We start from the raw sequence: 17,380 nt of genomic DNA on the forward strand, positions 1-17,380 counted from the left end.
GGAGAAAAGTGACAGGGTTTCACCGCGCCGGGGATGCCCGCCATCGCGACGGCAATTTCGCGGTCTTCGCGGATCATGTGATGCATGGTCGTGCCGAACTCGATGATGTCGCGCACGTGCGCATAGTGCAGCTCATCCAGAGTAATGAGGATGCCAGTTGGTGGTTTACCCATTTTCTGGTCAATCGTCTCAAGTAGGGAGAAGCACTCCTCTAACACTGAGCGAAGTGACTGAGGCGGAGCTTGGTCGGAAATTGAGTCGAAGCTCAGGCGTGTGCTGTCAGGGGTTACCTCTCGAATTTTCCGGATAAGAGTATCGCGGATGCGTTCATTGAAATGTTCGGTCGTGGTTTCTGAAATGACGAGCCGAGATTGTTGTCGTGCTGCTTCTTCGAACTCGTTGAGCAGGACGGTTCTTCCGATGCCACGCGGGCCGGTGACGATGGAAATCCGCTCGTGAGTACCGGGGGTCGGGCCCAATAGGTAATTCACCATGGATAAACGACAACTCGCATCGCGCATTTGGGAATCCGCGAACACCATGCGCTCCAAGATTGAGGCGCAGGAATACAAGGACTACATTCTCGGCTTCATCTTCTATAAGTTCCTCTCCGATCAGGTTGAGCAGCTCATGTACGCCAACGATGTGGAACCCGATGAGCTTGCCGAGGTGCTCGTCGAAGATGACCCCGAGACAGTCGAGTTCGTACAGAACCGTCTGGGCTATTTCATCTCTTACAGTAACCTCCACTCGACGTGGCGCGCTGCTGGCAGTGACTTCAACGTCGCTGATGTCCGTGATGCGCTTGCGGCTTTTGACCGCCTTCTCCTGCCGAGCCGTGCCCACGTGTTCAAAGACATCTTCCGCACACTGGAAACAGGCCTGTCGAAGCTGGGTAGCAACGCCACATCGCAGACTAAGGCGATTAAGGACCTACTGGACCTTATTGACGACATCCCGACTGGCGGTGCTCAGGGCTATGACGTGCTTGGGTTTATCTACGAGTACTTGATCTCGAAGTTTGCGGCTAACTCGGGCAAAAAGGCCGGTGAGTTCTACACCCCGCACGAGGTCTCTGAGGTGATGAGTCGCATCGTTGCAGCACACACCCAGGGCCGTGACACGATCACCATCTACGACCCGACCTCTGGTTCTGGCTCACTGCTGCTGAATATCGGCCAGGCTGTCGCACGTCATATGGGCGATCCAGATGCAATCAAGTATTACGCTCAAGAACTCAAGGACAACACCTTTAACCTCACGCGTATGAACTTGGTCATGCGGGGTGTCAAGGCAGACAACATCGTCGCGCGCAACGGAGACAGCTTGGAACACGACTGGCCAATGTTCGACGAGGCTGACCCGGAAAACACCTACGATCCGCTGTTTGTCGATGCTGTTGTGTCGAACCCTCCGTATTCGCAGAGTTGGAAGCCTGAGGGCATGGGCGCAGATCCACGCTTTACGCAGTATGGTCTGGCACCGCAGAACAAGGCTGATTACGCATTCTTGCTCCATGAGCTGTTCCACATCAAGCCTGACGGCATTATGACCATTGTTCTGCCGCACGGTGTGCTCTTCCGTGGCGGCGCGGAAGAAACCATTCGCGCCCGCCTTATCGAGGCCAATAACATTGACACCATCATTGGCCTGCCGAGTTCGATTTTCTACGGCACCAGCATTCCGACCATCATCATGGTGCTCAAGAAACAGCGCAGTCATGATGACGTGCTGTTTATCGACGCATCTCAGGGCTTTATTAAGGATGGCAAGAACAACCTGCTACGCGCCCGTGACATAGAGCGCATCGTCGATACTGTCCATGTACGCCGCGACGTAGAGCACTTCGCACGTGTCGTGTCTCGTGATGGGATCCGGGACAACGACTACAACCTCAATATCCCGCGCTACGTCTCTGCAACGCTGCCCCCGGAGTCTGTGGACTTCTTCGCCACTGTCAACGGCGGTATCCCCATCAGCGAGATCGACGGTCTCGCTGAGTACTGGGGTGTGCTGCCGGGCCTGCGTGAGACGCTGTTTGAGGAAGGTGTCAACGGTTATGCGACCATCCGCACCACCGATATTCGCGAGGCTATCCTTGAACACGACTCTGCCGGAGCACTGGCAGACACGATGAACGCGGCTCTAGATGGGTTCTCGGAGTCTCTGGAAACAGACCTTATCGACAACGCGATGGCTGTCCCAGTCAACACCGCCGAAGATGCGATCAAGGCTGATCTGTTCGCGCGTCTGGCCCCGGTGCCGCTGGTCAATGAATACCAAGGCTACCAGCTGCTGCATGAGCGGTGGCTCACCATTGCCAATGACCTGACGATCCTGCAGACCGAGGGCTGGGAGGCAATGCGTGTCTTTGACCCTGTCATGGAGTGGAAGACCAAGGACAAGAAGAAGGTCTATGTCCAGACCGGTTGGGAAGGCCGTGTTGCGACCTTTGAAGTCATCCGCGACCTGTACCTGCCTGAGCTACGCGACCAGGTAGGTGACCTCACCGATAAGCGCGACAGCGTTGACGCTGAGCTGACAGCCCTTGTCGAGGGCTTAAGTGAAGAAGACAAGACTGATCTGGCGGATGTGCTTAACGCCAACGAAACTGGCTTCCGCAAGGCTGATCTCAATAAGGCGGTCAAGGCTCTTCCAGCCCTTCCGAAGGGCGAGCAGTGGTCCGAGGGAAGTATCGAGGCTATCCAGATCGAAGCAAAGCAGCTGCTTGACCACCTGACTAAGGTGAAGTCGCAGCTCAAGAAGGCCAACGAAGAGCTTGAGACCAAGACTCACGAGACTGTTGAGAACCTCACTGACAATCAGATCGTCGAAGTGCTCTCGGCCAAGTGGGGCGCAGCGCTCATGGTGCAGCTTGGACTACTACCGACGTTGGCGCTGCGTGGACTCACTGACCAGGTGCAGCACTTACAGGATAAGTACGCCACGCCGCTAACTGAGTTGGATACGCAGATTGCTACTACCGAGCGCAGCCTGCTAACGTCCCTGGACCGGCTCACCGGCTCGGATACAGACATGCAGGCTGTGGAGGCGTTGAAGCAGATGCTGGGCGGTGGTCTGCGTGGCTAAGAACAACACGCCAACACTGCGGTTCGCTGGGTTCGATGACGAGTGGGGAGCGACCCAGGTTGGGTGCATCGCTGCTAGAGCAATAGGTGGTGGCACGCCTTCCCGCGCCGTACCTGGTTACTGGGACGGGGGTACCCCCTGGATTCAAAGCTCGGACGTTAAAGAGCACAGTGTGTTCGGCTGTACGCCGAAACATTTTGTATCGAGCCGTGGCCTTGCTTCTTCCGCGACTTCTTTGGTGAAGGGGGAAGCTCTTGCCGTCGTCACCCGAGTAGCCGTAGGAAAAGTTGCCATTATGACCGAGGACTACTGCTCAAGCCAGGATTTCTTGAACCTCAGTGATGTGCAAGGCGACCTGACTTTTTGGGAGTGCTCCTTAAACGTGAACTTGAGAGTATTTCATCGCAAACTCAAGGAACGTCTATTAAGGGGGTGACGAAGGAAGACGTTGTGTCTCTTAACATCCACGTGCCCTCCCTCGAAGAACAGCAAGCCATTGGTGGACTCTTCACTGACCTCGACGCGCTTATCGAGCAGCACCGCGCCAAGCGCGCGAACCTGCAGCAGACCAAGACAGCACTGCTGCAGCGTATGTTCCCGCAAGACGGTGCCAATGAACCGGAGCTGCGACTCGGCGGGTTCAGCGGGGCGTGGGAAACGACCGAGGTCAAACACATCGCCACTAGAGCAATCGGTGGTGGAACACCATCGCGCACCGTAGATGAACACTGGAATGGATCTATACCTTGGATTCAAAGCTCAGATGTTAAAGAGCACACCGTTTTTGGCTGTACTCCGAAACATTTCATTTCCAGCCGTGGTCTTGCTTCTTCCGCGACTTCTCTGGTGAAGGGTGGGTCTATCGCCATTGTGACCCGAGTAGGGGTAGGAAAAGTCGCCATTATGAACGAGGACTACTGCGCAAGCCAAGATTTTTTGAATCTAAGCGGTTTGCAGGGGGACCTGACTTTCTTGGGTGTGCTTCTCCAATCCGAGCTTGAGGAAATGTCATCGCAAACGCAAGGAACGTCTATTAAGGGACTGACGAAGGAGAATGTCTTGTCCCTTAGCATCCAAGTGCCAACCCTCGAAGAACAGCGTGCTATCGGCGAGGTGTTTACCAACCTCGATGCGCTTATTGCAGCTGAGCACCGCTACATCACACAACTCACCCAAGCGAAGACTGCGCTGCTGCAGCGCATGTTCGTATAAGGAGCGCTCACCATGACTACTCCACTGACGTACACAGACGAAGCCCTCTTCGAGGACGACGTTGTCGCCATGCTGCGCCGTCACGGCTGGGATGAGGTGCTTGACCGTCCCACTGAGCGCCAGCTCATCGACAACTGGGCGCAGATCCTTTACAACAACAACCGCGACCAGGACCGGATCGGTGATGTGCCCCTGACATCCTCAGAGATGGATCAGATCATCGAGCAGATCACGGAGCTGCGCACGCCGCTGCAACTCAACGAGTTCATCAACGGGCGCAGCGTGGCTATTACCCGCGATGCTCCTGAGGCGCACAACCTCGGCAAAGAGGTAAGTCTGAAAATCTACGACCGCCGCGAGATCGCCGGTGGCCAGTCCTATTATCAGATCGCACGACAGCCGAAGTTCTCCACTGCAGCGCACAAGCTCATGCCTGAGCGCAGGGGTGATCTCATGCTGCTCATCAACGGCATGCCTGTGATCCACCTCGAACTCAAGCGCTCTGGTGTTCCTGTTTCGCAGGCCACGAACCAGATCATTAAATACGCGCATGAGGGCGTCTTTACTGGTTTGTTCTCGCTGGTGCAGATCTTTGTCGGCATGACGCCGAGTGAGACGCTGTACTTCGCTAATCCTGGTCCTGGGGGCAAGTTCAACCCCGATTTTTTCTTCAACTGGGCTGATTTCAATAACGAGCCGATCAACGATTGGCCAACGGTTGTGACCTCGCTGCTGTCTATCCCGATGGCGCACCGGCTTATCGGCTTCTACACGGTGACAGACCGCGCAGCCGGCGTGCTTATGGTCATGCGCTCCTACCAGTACTTTGCAGCACACCGGATCGCTGACCGCGTGGAAAGCCACGAGTGGGGCAGTGGTAACAGGGGCGGCTACATTTGGCACACCACCGGCTCTGGCAAGACCATCACCAGCTTCAAAACAGCGCAGCTGATCGCTGACTCCAAAAACGCCGACAAGGTGGTGTTTCTACTCGACCGTGTGGAACTGGGTATACAGTCGCTGGCGAACTACCACAGCTACGGCGGCGACACCATCGACGTTGCAGATACCGCCAGCGCTGACGAGCTGCTTCGGCTGCTCACAAACGACACCTCGGTGCTGATCGTGACCTCGCTGCAGAAATTCCACCACTTGCAAGCTGACACGCTGCGTGAGCCGGTGCTAAAGAAACTGCGTGACAAGCGCATCGTCTTCATCGTCGACGAGGCACATCGCTCCACCTTCGGAGACATGCTGCTGAATATCAAGACCACGCTGCCAGATGCGCTGCTGTTCGGCTTTACGGGTACTCCGATCCACGATGAGAACCAGAAGGTGCATTCAACAACTGCCACCATCTTCGGTGATGAGCTGCATCGCTATTCCATCGCCGACGGTATCCGTGATGGCAATGTGCTCGGTTTCGACCCTGAGATGGTTGAGACCTACCGCGCACATGACGTGCGCACATCTGTCGCGCTCGAACAAGCCAAGGCTGTCGATGAGCAGGACGCTTTTAACGACCCGAAGAAGGAAAAGACCTTCCTGAAGTACATGGATAAAGCCCAGGTCCCAATGGCGGGTGTGCTCCACGAGGATGGGTCCTATGATAAGGGCATCGAGGACTATATTCCGATGGCGCAGTACGATCAGCCGGAACACCGCGCGGCCGTAGCGCGAGACATCGCTGAGCACTGGGTGCATTTAAGCCGAAACAGCGCCTTCCACGCAATCCTGGCCACGCACTCCATCATCGAGGCTATTGAGTATTTCCGCATCTTCCGCGACACCTACCCGCAGTTGAACGTCACGGCATTGTTTGACCCCAACATCGATAACACTGGCGAGCAGCAACTCGCGAAGGAAGACGGCCTTATCGAGGTGCTCGAACACTACAACGCGATGTTTGACCAGCACTTTACGATGCCGACTCACGACGCCTTTAAGCGCGATATCGCTGAGCGGTTGGCACACAAGGCACCGTACAACACACCGGCGTTTACGCACGACAAGCAGATTGACCTGCTTATTGTCGTCGATCAGATGCTCACTGGCTTCGACTCGAAGTGGCTGAACACGCTGTATCTCGACAAGGTTATCGCTTACGAGAACATCATCCAGGCATTCTCGCGTACCAACCGTGTCTTCGGCCCCGAGAAACCTTTCGGCTCAATTCGCTACTATCGCAAGCCTCATACGATGCAGCGCAACATCAATGCTGCTGTGAAGCTCTACTCCGGTGATAAACCCTTCGGGCTGTTCGTCGATCATCTCGATGAGCACCTTATGCAGATCAACCAGTGCTTCACTATCATCAAACGACTCTTCGCTGGCATCGACGACTTCTCTCGCTTGCCCGACGATGAAGCAGACCGTCTTGAGTTCGCAAAGGTACTTCCCGAACTCTACGACCATCTCCAAGCAGCCCAGGTCCAGGGCTTTACCTGGGAGCAAGACACGTACCGGGTGGCCGACACCAAGATTAAAGTGGAACTGACCGAACCGGTGTACATCGCGCTGCTGTCACGTTACAAGGAGCTTGACCCATCAGACGGTGAACCCGAGCCAGCACCAGGCGGGGGAGACGGTGATGATCGGCCGCCGTACGATATCAACGTCCACATCACGCATATTGACACTGCACGTATCGACGCTGACTACCTCAACGCGAAGTACACGAAGTACTTACGCGCTATCGAGGCAGGTCTGCCACAGGCTGAACTCGATGAGCTGCTCTCAGACCTACACGCAGGCTTCGCACGCCTCAGCGCCGACGACCAGGTCTTTGCGAACCGCTGGCTCCATAACATCCAGTCCGGCGATGCTGTTCTTGAGCCTGGTAAGTCCGTGCAAGACTACATCAACGAGTACAAACTTTCACAGCAAGACCGCGAGATTGACCAGCTTGTGCGCGCTATCGACGTTGATCCCGAGTTGCTACGCCTCCTCCTCGCTGCACACGTGGATGAGGCGCGTATCAACGAATACGGCCGCTTTGATGATGTCGTAGATTCTGTCGATCTCGACGCTGCAGCCGAGTACTTCCATCAACAAACGGGAAAGAAACTGCCGCGCTTTAAAATCCGAACGGCCATTGACCGACTGTTGCGTGAATACGTACTGCATCACAACCTTCCCGCAGACCTCGAAGAAGCAGCGGCAGAGGAGGTGTGACATGCTCATTGGATACGCACGCGTCTCTACATCGAAGCAGGGACAGTCGCTGGATACTCAGCGTAATTCCCTTATTGATGCAGGCTGCGACCCGAAACATATTTACACGGACACTATCAGTGGTACCAAGTGGCAACGGCCCGGTTTAGACAGCGCGCTGTCATACATGCGCCCCAACGACACCCTGGTAGTCACACGGCTCGACAGGCTCGGCCGCAGTCTGGCTGAAACAGTCAACACTATCGCTGACCTGGCAGAGCGCAACATCAACGTCAAGGTACTTGAGCCTGCGCTCGACACGTCTAGGCCCGCTGACAAGGTTGTGCTTAACGTGATGGCCTCACTCGCGGAGTGGGAAAGAGATCTGCTCATCCAGCGCACCCGCGAGGGGGTGGCGCATGCACGCGCGCAGGGCCGAGTTGCTGGGCCAAAGCCGAAGCTCACCGATGAGCAGGCGCAAGTCGCGAGAGAACTTATCGACGGCGGCAAGACCGTTAGCGCAGTAGCCAGGGCGTTCAACGTCTCACGGCCGACAATCTACAGAGTATTGAAAAGGACCGGTAATGACGGTTAATGATGACCAGGAAAAACTAACAAAAGAATTCCGAGCGTGGGGGAAACTGAAAGGTAAGCTGTCGACGATTGAGTCCAGACTACGCTCTCAAGAGATCCGCTCCAGCGCCGCACGTAAGTCTTGCGCCGCAGCTGTCCGTGGGTTTTGGAATACAATTTACCAGATACGGAATATCGAACCTATCGATCTAGATCGGCACCCGGTAAGCCCTTATCGAGCCGACCCAGTGACCGGGGAGCCGCGTAATCTCAAAGACCCAGAAGACAATTTTCCAGAACAACTTGGGATCGTGATTAACAACTACGAAGGTAGTGAAGATAAAGTTCGGAAAATTATCCAGCTGATAACAGAAGCTGATAAACCAGGACATTCCGCGTCTCGCGGCCGGGGATCTACCGCGTTCTAGAGCGCATCGAGGGCGTTTCTTAACCACGGACTGCGCCACTAGCGCTCGCACCCTGCGAGCAAGCACCAGGAAGCGCTAGCGGCGCCCTGAGCACGTGGGAGTGCCGCACGGTAAAGGATACGGTGACCCGCCCGGCAGAGCCGGACCGAATACGGGATTGACCTCATACACCCGGTATTCGTGCAAAGGAGCACCGCCATGTCCACTCATTCCCAAACTCTTACCTCTCACGGTGATATTCTCGCCAACGTTCCAGGCATCTTGGGTTTCTACCCGCAGGACTCGCTGGTGCTTGCGTTCTTCAAGAGGAAGGAAGACTCACCGCAACTGAGTCTCAGCCCGCTCGCCCGGCTTGATCTCGACGATGCCGTCGAGATGCTGGTCAACAATCAAGATCAGTTTACTGCCTGGTCAGATCGGTTTGGTACAGACGCCGTTATTGCCTACGTGGTAAACAGCGATCTATCTGCTGCAGACGATCTGGCGAAGTTCCTACTCAGCGAGGAGTCGCCGCTGCCAACGGTGCTAGCCATTGTCCAGGTCCCAGAGATCACTTCCGGGACTGGCTGGTGGACGATCCACCAACAACCAGAGCTTTCAGTACCGCGCAGCGGTGAAGTCAGTGAGGTCGCCTGTTCCGCCGCCCTGCAGCAGATGATTCTCGACACCGGACAACTCCCAGCGTTGTCGCGTCACGAGTTAGAGGCACGCCTGGATAGCACTGAGCATGGCATCGATGACACCGAATACAGGGGCATTATCGAGGATGTCGAGAACTACGACAAGCCTATCCTCCGTTATGAGCTGCAGCGTGAATACGAGCAGGCCACGGTGGGTATTTCAGCCCCGACCAACACGCGAGCTATTCGCGCCGGACTGCAATGCTTTACCTCGCCGTCACTGCGCGATCCACTGCTCGCAGCGCTGCTGGACGAGCCGCAAGAGGGACTAGAGTTCGCGGAATCTCTTATGCGTGCCGTGCCGCGAGACTGGGCGCGGATGCGCTCGCAAGTGACAGCCACCGTGGCTGTTCTCGCGCAAGCTACAGGACAAACTGGCCTAGCAGGCGTGGCTGCGCACCGTGCCACTGAGCTGAGCGAGACGGAGAATTTTCCAGCACTGGTTGCTAGGACCATTGACCTGGGCTTAGGCACCAAACTTATTACGAGCGTGTACGAGGGGGCCGTGAAGGCGCGTCACATCTTGTTTGACGCTTAATTTTCTTACCTCGTTGCAGTTCATTGCTGCAGTGGGGTTTTCTTTTCTGTTAGTGCTGTGACCAGCGAAGATAGTCAACTTCTGTGGTTAGGGGAGCGGTGTCTAGACAGCAGAGCTGTCTCCAAAAAACGGTTTGAAGATAAATCCACAAAGGAGATACATTGAAGTGCCCCGGGTTTTGTTCCTAGGCGTTTGCCTTGATTTCTATTATTTCCTGTGGCGGGTTCTGCTTCCAAAATTCGGTTTCGACCTCGACCGGGGTTCGGTAGTCCAAGCTTTGGTGGAGCCTAGTCTCGTTCCACCATGACACCCACTCGAACGTCGCGATTTCTACCTCGACAACATCATCCCACCTGCGAGCATGGATCAGCTCGTTCTTGTAGGAACCATTAACATTTTCTGCCAGAGCATTGTCATAAGAATCCCCGACCGTTCCGGTGGAAGCGGCAATCCCGTGCTGGGCAAGTCGCTGGTTGTAGACAACGCTGACATACTGTGAGCCGTGATCTGAATGGTGAATGAGACCTGTTGTTTCCTCAGCACACACGATCGCCTGGTTAAGAGCTTGCAGCGGCAGTGCTTCCGTCCGCATCGAGTCTGATAACGCCCACCCAACGATCCGTCGAGAGTAAACGTCGGTGACAAACGCGGCGTACACAAAGCCTTTCTTCGTGCGCACATACGTAATGTCGGCCACCCACAGTTTATTCGGGCCCTGAGCTTTGAACTCACGCTCGACCAAGTCCGGGCGCAGATCAGGCACATTAGCCTTACGGGTTGTGAGAGGTGATCTGCCTTTGCCTTTGCCAGAAACACCGGCCAAGCGCATCAACCGAGCAGTTTGTTCACGACCGATATCAATTCCGTCACGGCGGAGAGCATGCCACATTTTCCGCACGCCGTAGACGCCGTAATTATCCCGATGAACAGCACTAATGCGGTCGACCAGCACAGCATCACGAAGGCGACGAGCACTTAACCCACGGGCCTTGGACTGGCGATACCCACGCGAGGTGATGAACCCACCAGCCCGGTTATCCTTCAACGTCTTACAGATGAACTCGACAGAGAAACGATTCCGGTATTCATCGATGAATCGGATCATTTCCGACGTTTTGGGTCGAGTTCCGACGCGAAAAAAGCTGAGGCAGCCTTCAGCAGCTCGTTAGTGTCGCGTAGCTCTTGATTTTCACGACGTAGCCTCGCGTTCTCGGCAGCCAAATCTTCAGGCACAGGTTCTGGAATGTTTCCCGCACGGCGGGCCTGCTGAGTCCATTGACGGGCCGTGTGCCATGAAACCCCCAGCTTTGGAGCTACTGCCTGGCACGCGGCTTGCATCGACATATTTTCCGCCAAGATGCGGTCTTCCACAAGACGGACCACACGGTCCTTCGCATCCTGGTCAAATTTCCTTGGCACGTTCCAAATTTTCCCATCTACTCAAACGGAACAAAACCTGGGACACTTCAGGCGGTGGAAGGCGAACCAGGACGCCAGAGCGATAACCGAACCGCCCACAAGCGCTGCGACCAGGTAAATCAAGGCAGCCTTGAGGGAGAGCTGGTCATCATTGAAAATCTCGTAACGGTCTTCGTCGGTGAACTCGCCTGCGAGCCGGTTTGTGGAAAACTCTGTAGTTTCGTCAAAAGCTGGCGAAGCCTGTTGGGCTTCGCTGCATGATGAGGTGTCGGCCTGCTTGTCAACCATGCTTTTAAGTGTTGCACACGAACGTGAACGACCGGATACCTGCGACGTGGATATCGCTTTGAGGGACGAGTTCTTTAGAGTTTCACGGTAAGGTCTTTACGCGTCGCGAGAAGGAAAGCTCTCCAAAGGATTATTGAAGAACTGGCAAGCCCGATGACCAATCCCCACCACACCCCGTGAGGCCCTAGACCGATGGGAAAAGCAAGTATTAAAGCAGCTGGCAAACCTATAATCCAATAACCAGTGAGGGATGCCTTCAAACCAGTAGTGGTGTCGCTAATCCCGCGCAGGAGACCGATAGCTATGTTTTGTGCAGTATCGACAAATTCCATCACTGCGCCAATAGCCAACAACCCCAATGCGATGCTTAATGTCTCGGTGGCATTGGATTTCTCGGAGCTGCTTATAAATGGGGAAAGTACGAGGCGGGGAGCGCAAAGAAAGCTGACGGAAGCAACAGCAACGATGGCAGCCATCATCGTTTGAGTTCGAATGCCGACTTGGCGTGCAAGGGAGTTGTCATTCAGACCCCAAGCGCGACTCACAAGAATAGAGCTGCCGTGGGAGAACCCAACACCAATCTGGAAAACAATAAAGGTTATTTGATAGACGACGTTGTGCGCTGCGAGTGCTTCTGTGCCAAAGGATCCCATGACCATCGCCAGCACAGAAAACATGCCCGCTTCGGCTCCGTAGGTTGCTGAGACTGGAAGCCCCAGACGAAGCTGAGTGCGGACGAGGTGACGGAGCCTTCCGTGCATCGTGTCTCCGTCGGCACTCCAGAAATCGAGGGCAAGAAAAGTTGAGAGGTCGGGATCTCGGATGGTGATTCGCAGATAAATTAGGGCCGACAATAAATGAACCAGTGTGGTGGACAGTCCAATGCCTAGCAGACCCAATGCAGGAAACGGCCCGAATCCAAAACCGAGCGCGTAGTTCAACGCTGCATTCACTACGATCATCGCCACGGTTATGTGTAGTAGCGATTTTGGTTTGCCGAGGCCTACACAAAACTGACGGGAGACTTGGAACCACAAACAAGGAACAAGACCTGGCGCGAGCAACCACATCATGGAAGTGGCTGCGGAACTAATCTCAGCGGACTGGCCGAAAAACGGTAGGGCGTAGGCAATCGCCATCAGAACCAGTGCTCCCACTAGACCGCTGACAGTTGCTAATAGCCAGCCGGCGCGTGAGAGGTTGCGAATTTCGCGTTGCAGCGTAGCGGCAGATAGTTCGGAGTCCGCTCGCTCGCGAGATTTGCTTTCGTAGAGTGAATGAGCCGACGCAATTCTATTGCCCAGCGGTGTTAATAGGCCCACGGCCATTGTGCGTATCTGGTTAAACCACACAACTGCCAAACCTCCGCCAGCAAGAGCCCCGAGGCTAAGTTGGCCCATCATGAAAGTGTCGGTGGTTGAAATTGCGATATTCGCAAGCTGTGTGCCGGCAAGGGGAAGAGACAACGCCAAAATCTGGCGGTTTAGTTTCTGAGAGGTAGCTCCGGGCACTACTTTTCCTTCGACCATGAAACTCGTGTTGAATTTAGCGAAATTGGGCTTTCCCCAGCGCGCAATGACATAACTTGTTCCCAAATTTTGTCCTCGAGGGCGACATCGAGTAAACCACGTTCGGACATCCACTCATCGTTGAATACGGTATCTAGATACTTTTCCCCTCCATCGCACACCATGGTCAACGATGTAGAGCCAGCGGGAAAGCCCGGCAGGAGCTCGAGGGCTGCTATTACGGCTCCGCCAGCAGATCCTCCCAGTAGAAGCCCCATGTGCTTTCCGATTGTTCGGCATGCAGCGAAAGCTGCTTTGTCGGATACCTTTGCTCCGTAGTCGAGTAAGTCGTAGCGAACTGAAGTGCCGATAACTGCACCTTCGGGGGTGCCCGTTCCAGATTGCCAATAGTCGTGTCCAGGAGCACCGAATGCAATGGAACCTTCCGGTTCGACGCCTATAATAGTGGGACGGTGTCCCAATTGATGGAGACGTTCAGTAACTCCAAAGAGGCTTCCACCTGTGCCTACGGCACTAATGATATGAGTCGGACTTTCCCCAAGATCATTCAAAATTTCATCAGCTGCAGGGTAATAACCCATCGAGTTTGCGACATTGTCATGCTGCTTCATGAATACCCAGCCGTGTTGTTTGCCGAGCTCCTCAGCATGGTTTTCTCTAGCCGATGTGGCGAGCGAATCGTCATCTTGATTGGAAACGAAGCACATCTGTGCATTCATTGCACGCATGGAGTTCAATTTATCTTTACAAGAATGATTATCGACGACTGCTACGAAGTCGTATCCGCGCTCAAGTGCAAGAAGTGCTAAGCCCTGTCCAGTATTACCGGAAGTCGATTCAACGATAGTGCCATGCTCTTGAAGTCGGTTATCCTGCTCTGCCGCCTTAATCATCGACTGGGCCATCCGGATTTTCGCACTTCCAGTTGGGTTGAATTGCTCGAGCTTAAGCAAAACGCGACTTTTCTGGGGCGTACAGACAAGCTCGAACAGAGGAGTATTGCCAATGAGTTGAGACATCTGCGTATAAATTCTTTTTGGCATCTTTATTTGGCCTCTGTTCTAGCGATCTTCCGTGATGGTCATGGTGACAGGATTAAAGGCGTATTTCTGAGGAATCCGATATCCGTGGAAAGCAGACTCGTTCGAGTCCATTTGATACCCGGCTGTGTCGGGATAGACTAGGAAATCTCCAGGTCGAGGCCTGTCGGGGAGTTGAATCATTCTTTTGCTGAGATAATCGCTGTCTAAGCACGTTGATCCGGAAACTGCTGTTGCGGTAGCTACTCCCGAGTCGATAATGACTCCGTTGCGCACAAGGTATGGGTCCGGATAATACTCCGAGTTGAACCATTGCTCTGAGAGGCTGAGACTAGTTCCACGTACGACAGTTACTGTCCGTGCAGCATTGGGCAATGCGTGACACGAAAGAACAGGAAAGAAACTAGCACCCGCGAACTGGCATAAAGACCGTCCAGGCTCTGCCAAAATCTTTATGTTGTGACGATGAGCGCGCTGAGCCATGGAGTCCGAGCTGCGTCGAGTGGACTCCATATCTCGACGTGTCAGTGGGCGATGTTGATTAGCTATAAACCGTAGTGAGTATTGTCCGGATAAAGGTGATCCGAACGGATATTGGTCTTTAGGTTTATCCGAATCTATGAACATTTCGTTTTTTAGTCGAGATTGCAGGTTTCGCCAGACTCCATACTCGACTGAGCTTGTGGGAAATCCACCTCCAATGGAAATAGTGTCGGCCCGTGGAGACAGGGAGCGCACCTTGAGTAGGGTGTCGATTGCCAGATGCGACATGTTTATCCTCTCGTGGAGGTCATAACCGTTGCAGTGGAAACTTAGGCCGGTAATTTCGATGTTGGCACGGCCTTGGCTAAGACGAGCGGTTAGAGACAAGGCGGTATCGATGCTCATACCAAACCGTGTGGAGGGGGTTTGGTTCGCAATCCGGAGAAGAACTCGGAGCTGATTAGGCGTATCGATTTCGTCGACAAATTGGGAAATTATTCTTGAATCTACTTCATTGGAAATCGTTAGAGTTGCATCGTGGCAAACTGCCAAATGGATAAGTTCTCGACTCGGTGTAGCACCAGTAATGATTAATTTATTTCCTGGTACACCAGCGGCCAGAGATGATTGGAACTCTTCGACGCTGGCGACATCGATTCCACTGTCGAAACCACGAAGAGCACTCAGTGCTATCTCGCGACTGAAGTGCGCGGACTTATTTGCCTTTTTGCCAAACCGGATACCGAATTTAATGCCGACTTCCTTAGCGGTTGTATGCCAGGCTGAAAGTGTTTGAGCAAATTGGTTTGGGCAAAGGACATGAAAAGGGGTGTCGGAAAGCTCAGCAATGAAGTCAAGTTTCCCTGAGCCAATCAGAGCCGTTTGCCAGCTTGGAACATCAATCTTGCATGATATGGCACTTACCACAGGGATATCTCCGTCCCGAATCCCTGCTTAAGACCTTCCTTGGCGAGGATTTGGCCGACAGCGATATCGGTTAGAACTAGTCCGCTGTTATAGCAAAACGTAGTTTCGTCAATACGAGGCAGTTTGCGCCCTTTGCGGAGCAAATCGGATAGTTCGGCATGGACATTCGGCAACCGACCATCGGTGTCAGCGTAATCGCGACCGGTAACATTCATCTGTTCGATACTCGTCGTGATGACTCTGCTCGCTTGATGACAGATATCAGGGGCGATTCCGTAGCCCACAACAACGACGGTTGCGTGCCGGGGAATATCGGATGCTGTGACAGTACAACGAGTCTCAGGTCCAGCGGCCCCGATAATGAGATCACAGTTTGAACTCACAGTTGTAGGATCGTCTACAATCTTGATTCTTATTTTTCGGCCAAGCTTCACTGCTGCTGTTGATGCAATCTTGGCGCCTTTCTCTAGTCCCACGCTGTGGCTGCCGGCGAGATAAATCGTGTTTAATGTTTCAAAGGTTTCAAGGAGAAAAGGGGCTGCGTTTTGTCCTTGGGTTCCCGAACCGATGATGAGAGCGCTCTGAGGAATTGCACCAGCATACTGTGCCAATAGCGCTGAGACTGCCGGGGTTCTGAGAGTTCCTGCCGCAGCGCCGTCGAGAAGTGCAATAGGATATCCGCTGGAATCGTCGTACAGTGTGAGGGTCGTGTAATAGCTTCTATCCCTGGCGCTTTGTTGGTGAGTTTTGCTCCAATGGGTATAGGAAGTCTTGAATCCGACGGAATTTGAAGAACGACTTCTGCCGACCATCGAGTAACTCACGCTTTCAGGTACTTCAACTTTGATTTTCCCTGGGCACAGAGTTCCTGGCTGGTCGAGCTCGATGAGAGCGGATTTCACCGACTCGAGTACGGACTCGGGTGAAATTTTTATTTGAGCTAATTCTGATCTGCTGAGGACGGTCAGGTTAGTTCGCTGTTTCATAGGATTTCACCATCCATAAATCGGATGTGTTGGCCGTAGCCGGGTTCGTTGATTTCATTGATGGGGCGTGTGTTTTTGGTTCCCATAATGTTGATGCGTAGCATCCAGCGGTCGGTCCCGTCGTAGTTGGCTACGAAAGGTACTCGTCCGTGGGCGCATCGGTCATTGTTGATGATGACCATCTGACCTGGCTTTATAGGCACCGTATAGGTGACAGTGTGAAGAGCCTGTTGAAGCTTCTCAAATGCCTCCCACCACTGTAAGGTTCCAGAATTTTTGTCTGTGTAGGCGGGGTCAAACCTCATGCCTAAATTGCCATCAGTTTTCCAGATTGATGTCATGGCAGTAGGAGCTGCATATTCGTAATCACCGTAAGATGCATCTGGAATAATGATGGCTCCGTCCCCGGTTAGAATTTTTTTCGAATCTACATCGAGTAGATGCCATGCTTCATCGATGGGGGCCAGCGTAGTGCCGACATTTTTGGGGTTACGAAGACCAAATAAAGCGAAGTGCGTCGCGCGCCGCGGATGAAAAGCATCTTCCGTGTGCAGAGTCAATGTGGTGTTGCTGCTGGCGCCAACTTGCTGGTTCTCCTGGCCGCGGGTCGGCACCAAGTCTGTGGTGATACGGCCTTTCTGCTGTCCGAACCATCCGAATGGGCGACCGACAGCGCTAGCGATAATCGCAAGAACGAATCTCCAGGTTCGGACCTTGCCAACGCATTCCTGCCACGTGGCTGGGGTAGGTCCGTGAACTGCAGGGAAGGGAAGTCCATGGATGGAAGTGGCATGGGCAGTAGGGGAGAGCAGAATTAGTTCTTTCAGTTCCTCCAGCTCATCAGTCAAAAGATGATTGATGGCATTGTACGAGTCGGGAGAGTTAATCTTCTGTGTCGCAGCCAGTTCGTCGGCAGCTTTAACGATCCTGTGTGAGAGTTCTTGGCTCAGGTGCAAATTCTGCTTGACAAAGAGATTAGGTGAGGGTAACCTATGCTGTAAAGGGTGACCTAGATAATTATTCTTAAAAGAATT

At 53.8% G+C, this 17,380-nt stretch carries 15 protein-coding genes and 1 pseudogene; 8 read left to right on the plus strand and 8 right to left on the minus strand.

Annotation, left to right across the window (positions count from 1 at the left end; all coding sequences use genetic code 11):
- Nucleotides 1-8 precede the first annotated feature (8 nt).
- Nucleotides 9-197 carry a hypothetical protein gene (locus OVO38_RS06090; protein WP_254048819.1) on the plus strand — a complete coding sequence of 63 codons (189 nt, stop codon included), beginning with the start codon at nt 9-11 and terminating at the stop codon, nt 195-197.
- On the opposite strand, the pseudogene OVO38_RS06095 reads toward OVO38_RS06090, so the two are convergent.
- Nucleotides 177-542: pseudogene (locus tag OVO38_RS06095) on the minus strand (AAA family ATPase); the annotation flags it as partial. The gene OVO38_RS06090 and the pseudogene OVO38_RS06095 overlap by 21 nt on opposite strands.
- On the opposite strand from OVO38_RS06095, the gene OVO38_RS06100 reads away from it, so the two are divergent.
- The 7 genes from OVO38_RS06100 (at nt 493) to OVO38_RS06130 (ending at nt 9,674) form a co-directional block, all read left to right on the plus strand.
- The gene (locus OVO38_RS06100; RefSeq protein ID WP_267207996.1) at nt 493-3,090 is read left to right on the plus strand and encodes a type I restriction-modification system subunit M; all 2,598 of its coding nucleotides are present in this window, start codon (nt 493-495) and stop codon (nt 3,088-3,090) included. The pseudogene OVO38_RS06095 and the gene OVO38_RS06100 overlap by 50 nt on opposite strands.
- A complete protein-coding gene (locus tag OVO38_RS06105) occupies nt 3,083-3,526 on the plus strand; it encodes a hypothetical protein (protein WP_267208027.1) in 444 nt (147 codons plus the stop codon). The genes OVO38_RS06100 and OVO38_RS06105 overlap by 8 nt, the downstream gene beginning before the upstream one ends.
- Complete coding sequence (locus OVO38_RS06110) at nt 3,460-4,302, plus strand: restriction endonuclease subunit S (RefSeq protein ID WP_254048817.1); 843 nt, start codon at nt 3,460-3,462, stop codon at nt 4,300-4,302. Before OVO38_RS06105 ends, OVO38_RS06110 begins: the two co-directional genes overlap by 67 nt.
- A 12-nt stretch (nt 4,303-4,314) precedes the next feature.
- Nucleotides 4,315-7,476: a type I restriction endonuclease subunit R, EcoR124 family gene (locus OVO38_RS06115; protein ID WP_267207997.1), complete on the plus strand. Its 3,162-nt coding sequence runs from the start codon at nt 4,315-4,317 to the stop codon at nt 7,474-7,476.
- A 1-nt stretch (nt 7,477) separates the two neighbouring features.
- On the plus strand, nt 7,478-8,050 hold the full coding sequence (locus OVO38_RS06120) for a recombinase family protein (protein WP_095279001.1): 573 nt from the start codon (nt 7,478-7,480) through the stop codon (nt 8,048-8,050).
- Complete coding sequence (locus tag OVO38_RS06125) at nt 8,040-8,456, plus strand: hypothetical protein (protein WP_133065265.1); 417 nt, start codon at nt 8,040-8,042, stop codon at nt 8,454-8,456. Before OVO38_RS06120 ends, OVO38_RS06125 begins: the two co-directional genes overlap by 11 nt.
- Nucleotides 8,457-8,654: 198 nt before the next feature.
- Nucleotides 8,655-9,674, plus strand: coding sequence for a DUF4192 domain-containing protein (locus OVO38_RS06130; RefSeq protein WP_095279003.1), 1,020 nt, complete (start codon nt 8,655-8,657; stop codon nt 9,672-9,674).
- 184 nt (nt 9,675-9,858) lie between these two features.
- Here OVO38_RS06130 and OVO38_RS06135 read toward each other — a convergent pair.
- From OVO38_RS06135 to OVO38_RS06165, 7 genes are all read right to left on the minus strand, one after another.
- Nucleotides 9,859-11,093, minus strand: a protein-coding gene (locus OVO38_RS06135) for an IS3 family transposase (RefSeq protein WP_192816336.1) whose coding sequence is annotated in 2 segments (ribosomal slippage) — nt 9,859-10,805 and nt 10,805-11,093 — 1,236 coding nt in all. Because the reading frame shifts where the segments join, the coding sequence is not laid out codon by codon here.
- 21 nt (nt 11,094-11,114) lie between these two features.
- Nucleotides 11,115-11,381, minus strand: coding sequence for a hypothetical protein (locus tag OVO38_RS06140; RefSeq protein WP_070762363.1), 267 nt, complete (start codon nt 11,379-11,381; stop codon nt 11,115-11,117).
- Nucleotides 11,382-11,455: 74 nt separating this feature from the next.
- Nucleotides 11,456-12,910: an MATE family efflux transporter gene (locus OVO38_RS06145; RefSeq protein WP_046648445.1), complete on the minus strand. Its 1,455-nt coding sequence runs from the start codon at nt 12,908-12,910 to the stop codon at nt 11,456-11,458.
- Nucleotides 12,892-13,953 carry a PLP-dependent cysteine synthase family protein gene (locus OVO38_RS06150; protein WP_035011700.1) on the minus strand — a complete coding sequence of 354 codons (1,062 nt, stop codon included), beginning with the start codon at nt 13,951-13,953 and terminating at the stop codon, nt 12,892-12,894. Before OVO38_RS06150 ends, OVO38_RS06145 begins: the two co-directional genes overlap by 19 nt.
- 18 nt (nt 13,954-13,971) lie before the next feature.
- A complete protein-coding gene (locus OVO38_RS06155) occupies nt 13,972-15,360 on the minus strand; it encodes an alanine racemase (protein WP_076772194.1) in 1,389 nt (462 codons plus the stop codon).
- On the minus strand, nt 15,354-16,346 hold the full coding sequence (locus OVO38_RS06160) for an ornithine cyclodeaminase (RefSeq protein WP_046648446.1): 993 nt from the start codon (nt 16,344-16,346) through the stop codon (nt 15,354-15,356). The genes OVO38_RS06155 and OVO38_RS06160 overlap by 7 nt, the downstream gene beginning before the upstream one ends.
- Nucleotides 16,343-17,302 carry a TauD/TfdA family dioxygenase gene (locus OVO38_RS06165; RefSeq protein WP_267207998.1) on the minus strand — a complete coding sequence of 320 codons (960 nt, stop codon included), beginning with the start codon at nt 17,300-17,302 and terminating at the stop codon, nt 16,343-16,345. Before OVO38_RS06165 ends, OVO38_RS06160 begins: the two co-directional genes overlap by 4 nt.
- Between the last annotated feature and the right edge of the window lie 78 nt (nt 17,303-17,380).

Origin of the sequence: Corynebacterium sp. Marseille-P8863, assembly GCF_946902955.1 — a bacterium.
Taxonomy (GTDB): domain Bacteria; phylum Actinomycetota; class Actinomycetes; order Mycobacteriales; family Mycobacteriaceae; genus Corynebacterium; species Corynebacterium gottingense.

Bases quoted from the DNA above. Each gene is read 5' to 3' on its own strand.
- OVO38_RS06100 (WP_267207996.1), top strand. From the start codon at position 493: ATGGATAAACGACAACTCGCATCGCGCATTTGGGAATCCGCGAACACC.
- OVO38_RS06115 (WP_267207997.1), top strand. From the start codon at position 4,315: ATGACTACTCCACTGACGTACACAGACGAAGCCCTCTTCGAGGACGAC.
- OVO38_RS06120 (WP_095279001.1), top strand. From the start codon at position 7,478: ATGCTCATTGGATACGCACGCGTCTCTACATCGAAGCAGGGACAGTCG.
- OVO38_RS06125 (WP_133065265.1), top strand. From the start codon at position 8,040: ATGACGGTTAATGATGACCAGGAAAAACTAACAAAAGAATTCCGAGCG.
- OVO38_RS06130 (WP_095279003.1), top strand. From the start codon at position 8,655: ATGTCCACTCATTCCCAAACTCTTACCTCTCACGGTGATATTCTCGCC.
- OVO38_RS06140 (WP_070762363.1), bottom strand. From the start codon at position 11,381: ATGGTTGACAAGCAGGCCGACACCTCATCATGCAGCGAAGCCCAACAG.
- OVO38_RS06145 (WP_046648445.1), bottom strand. From the start codon at position 12,910: ATGGTCGAAGGAAAAGTAGTGCCCGGAGCTACCTCTCAGAAACTAAAC.
- OVO38_RS06150 (WP_035011700.1), bottom strand. From the start codon at position 13,953: ATGCCAAAAAGAATTTATACGCAGATGTCTCAACTCATTGGCAATACT.
- OVO38_RS06160 (WP_046648446.1), bottom strand. From the start codon at position 16,346: ATGAAACAGCGAACTAACCTGACCGTCCTCAGCAGATCAGAATTAGCT.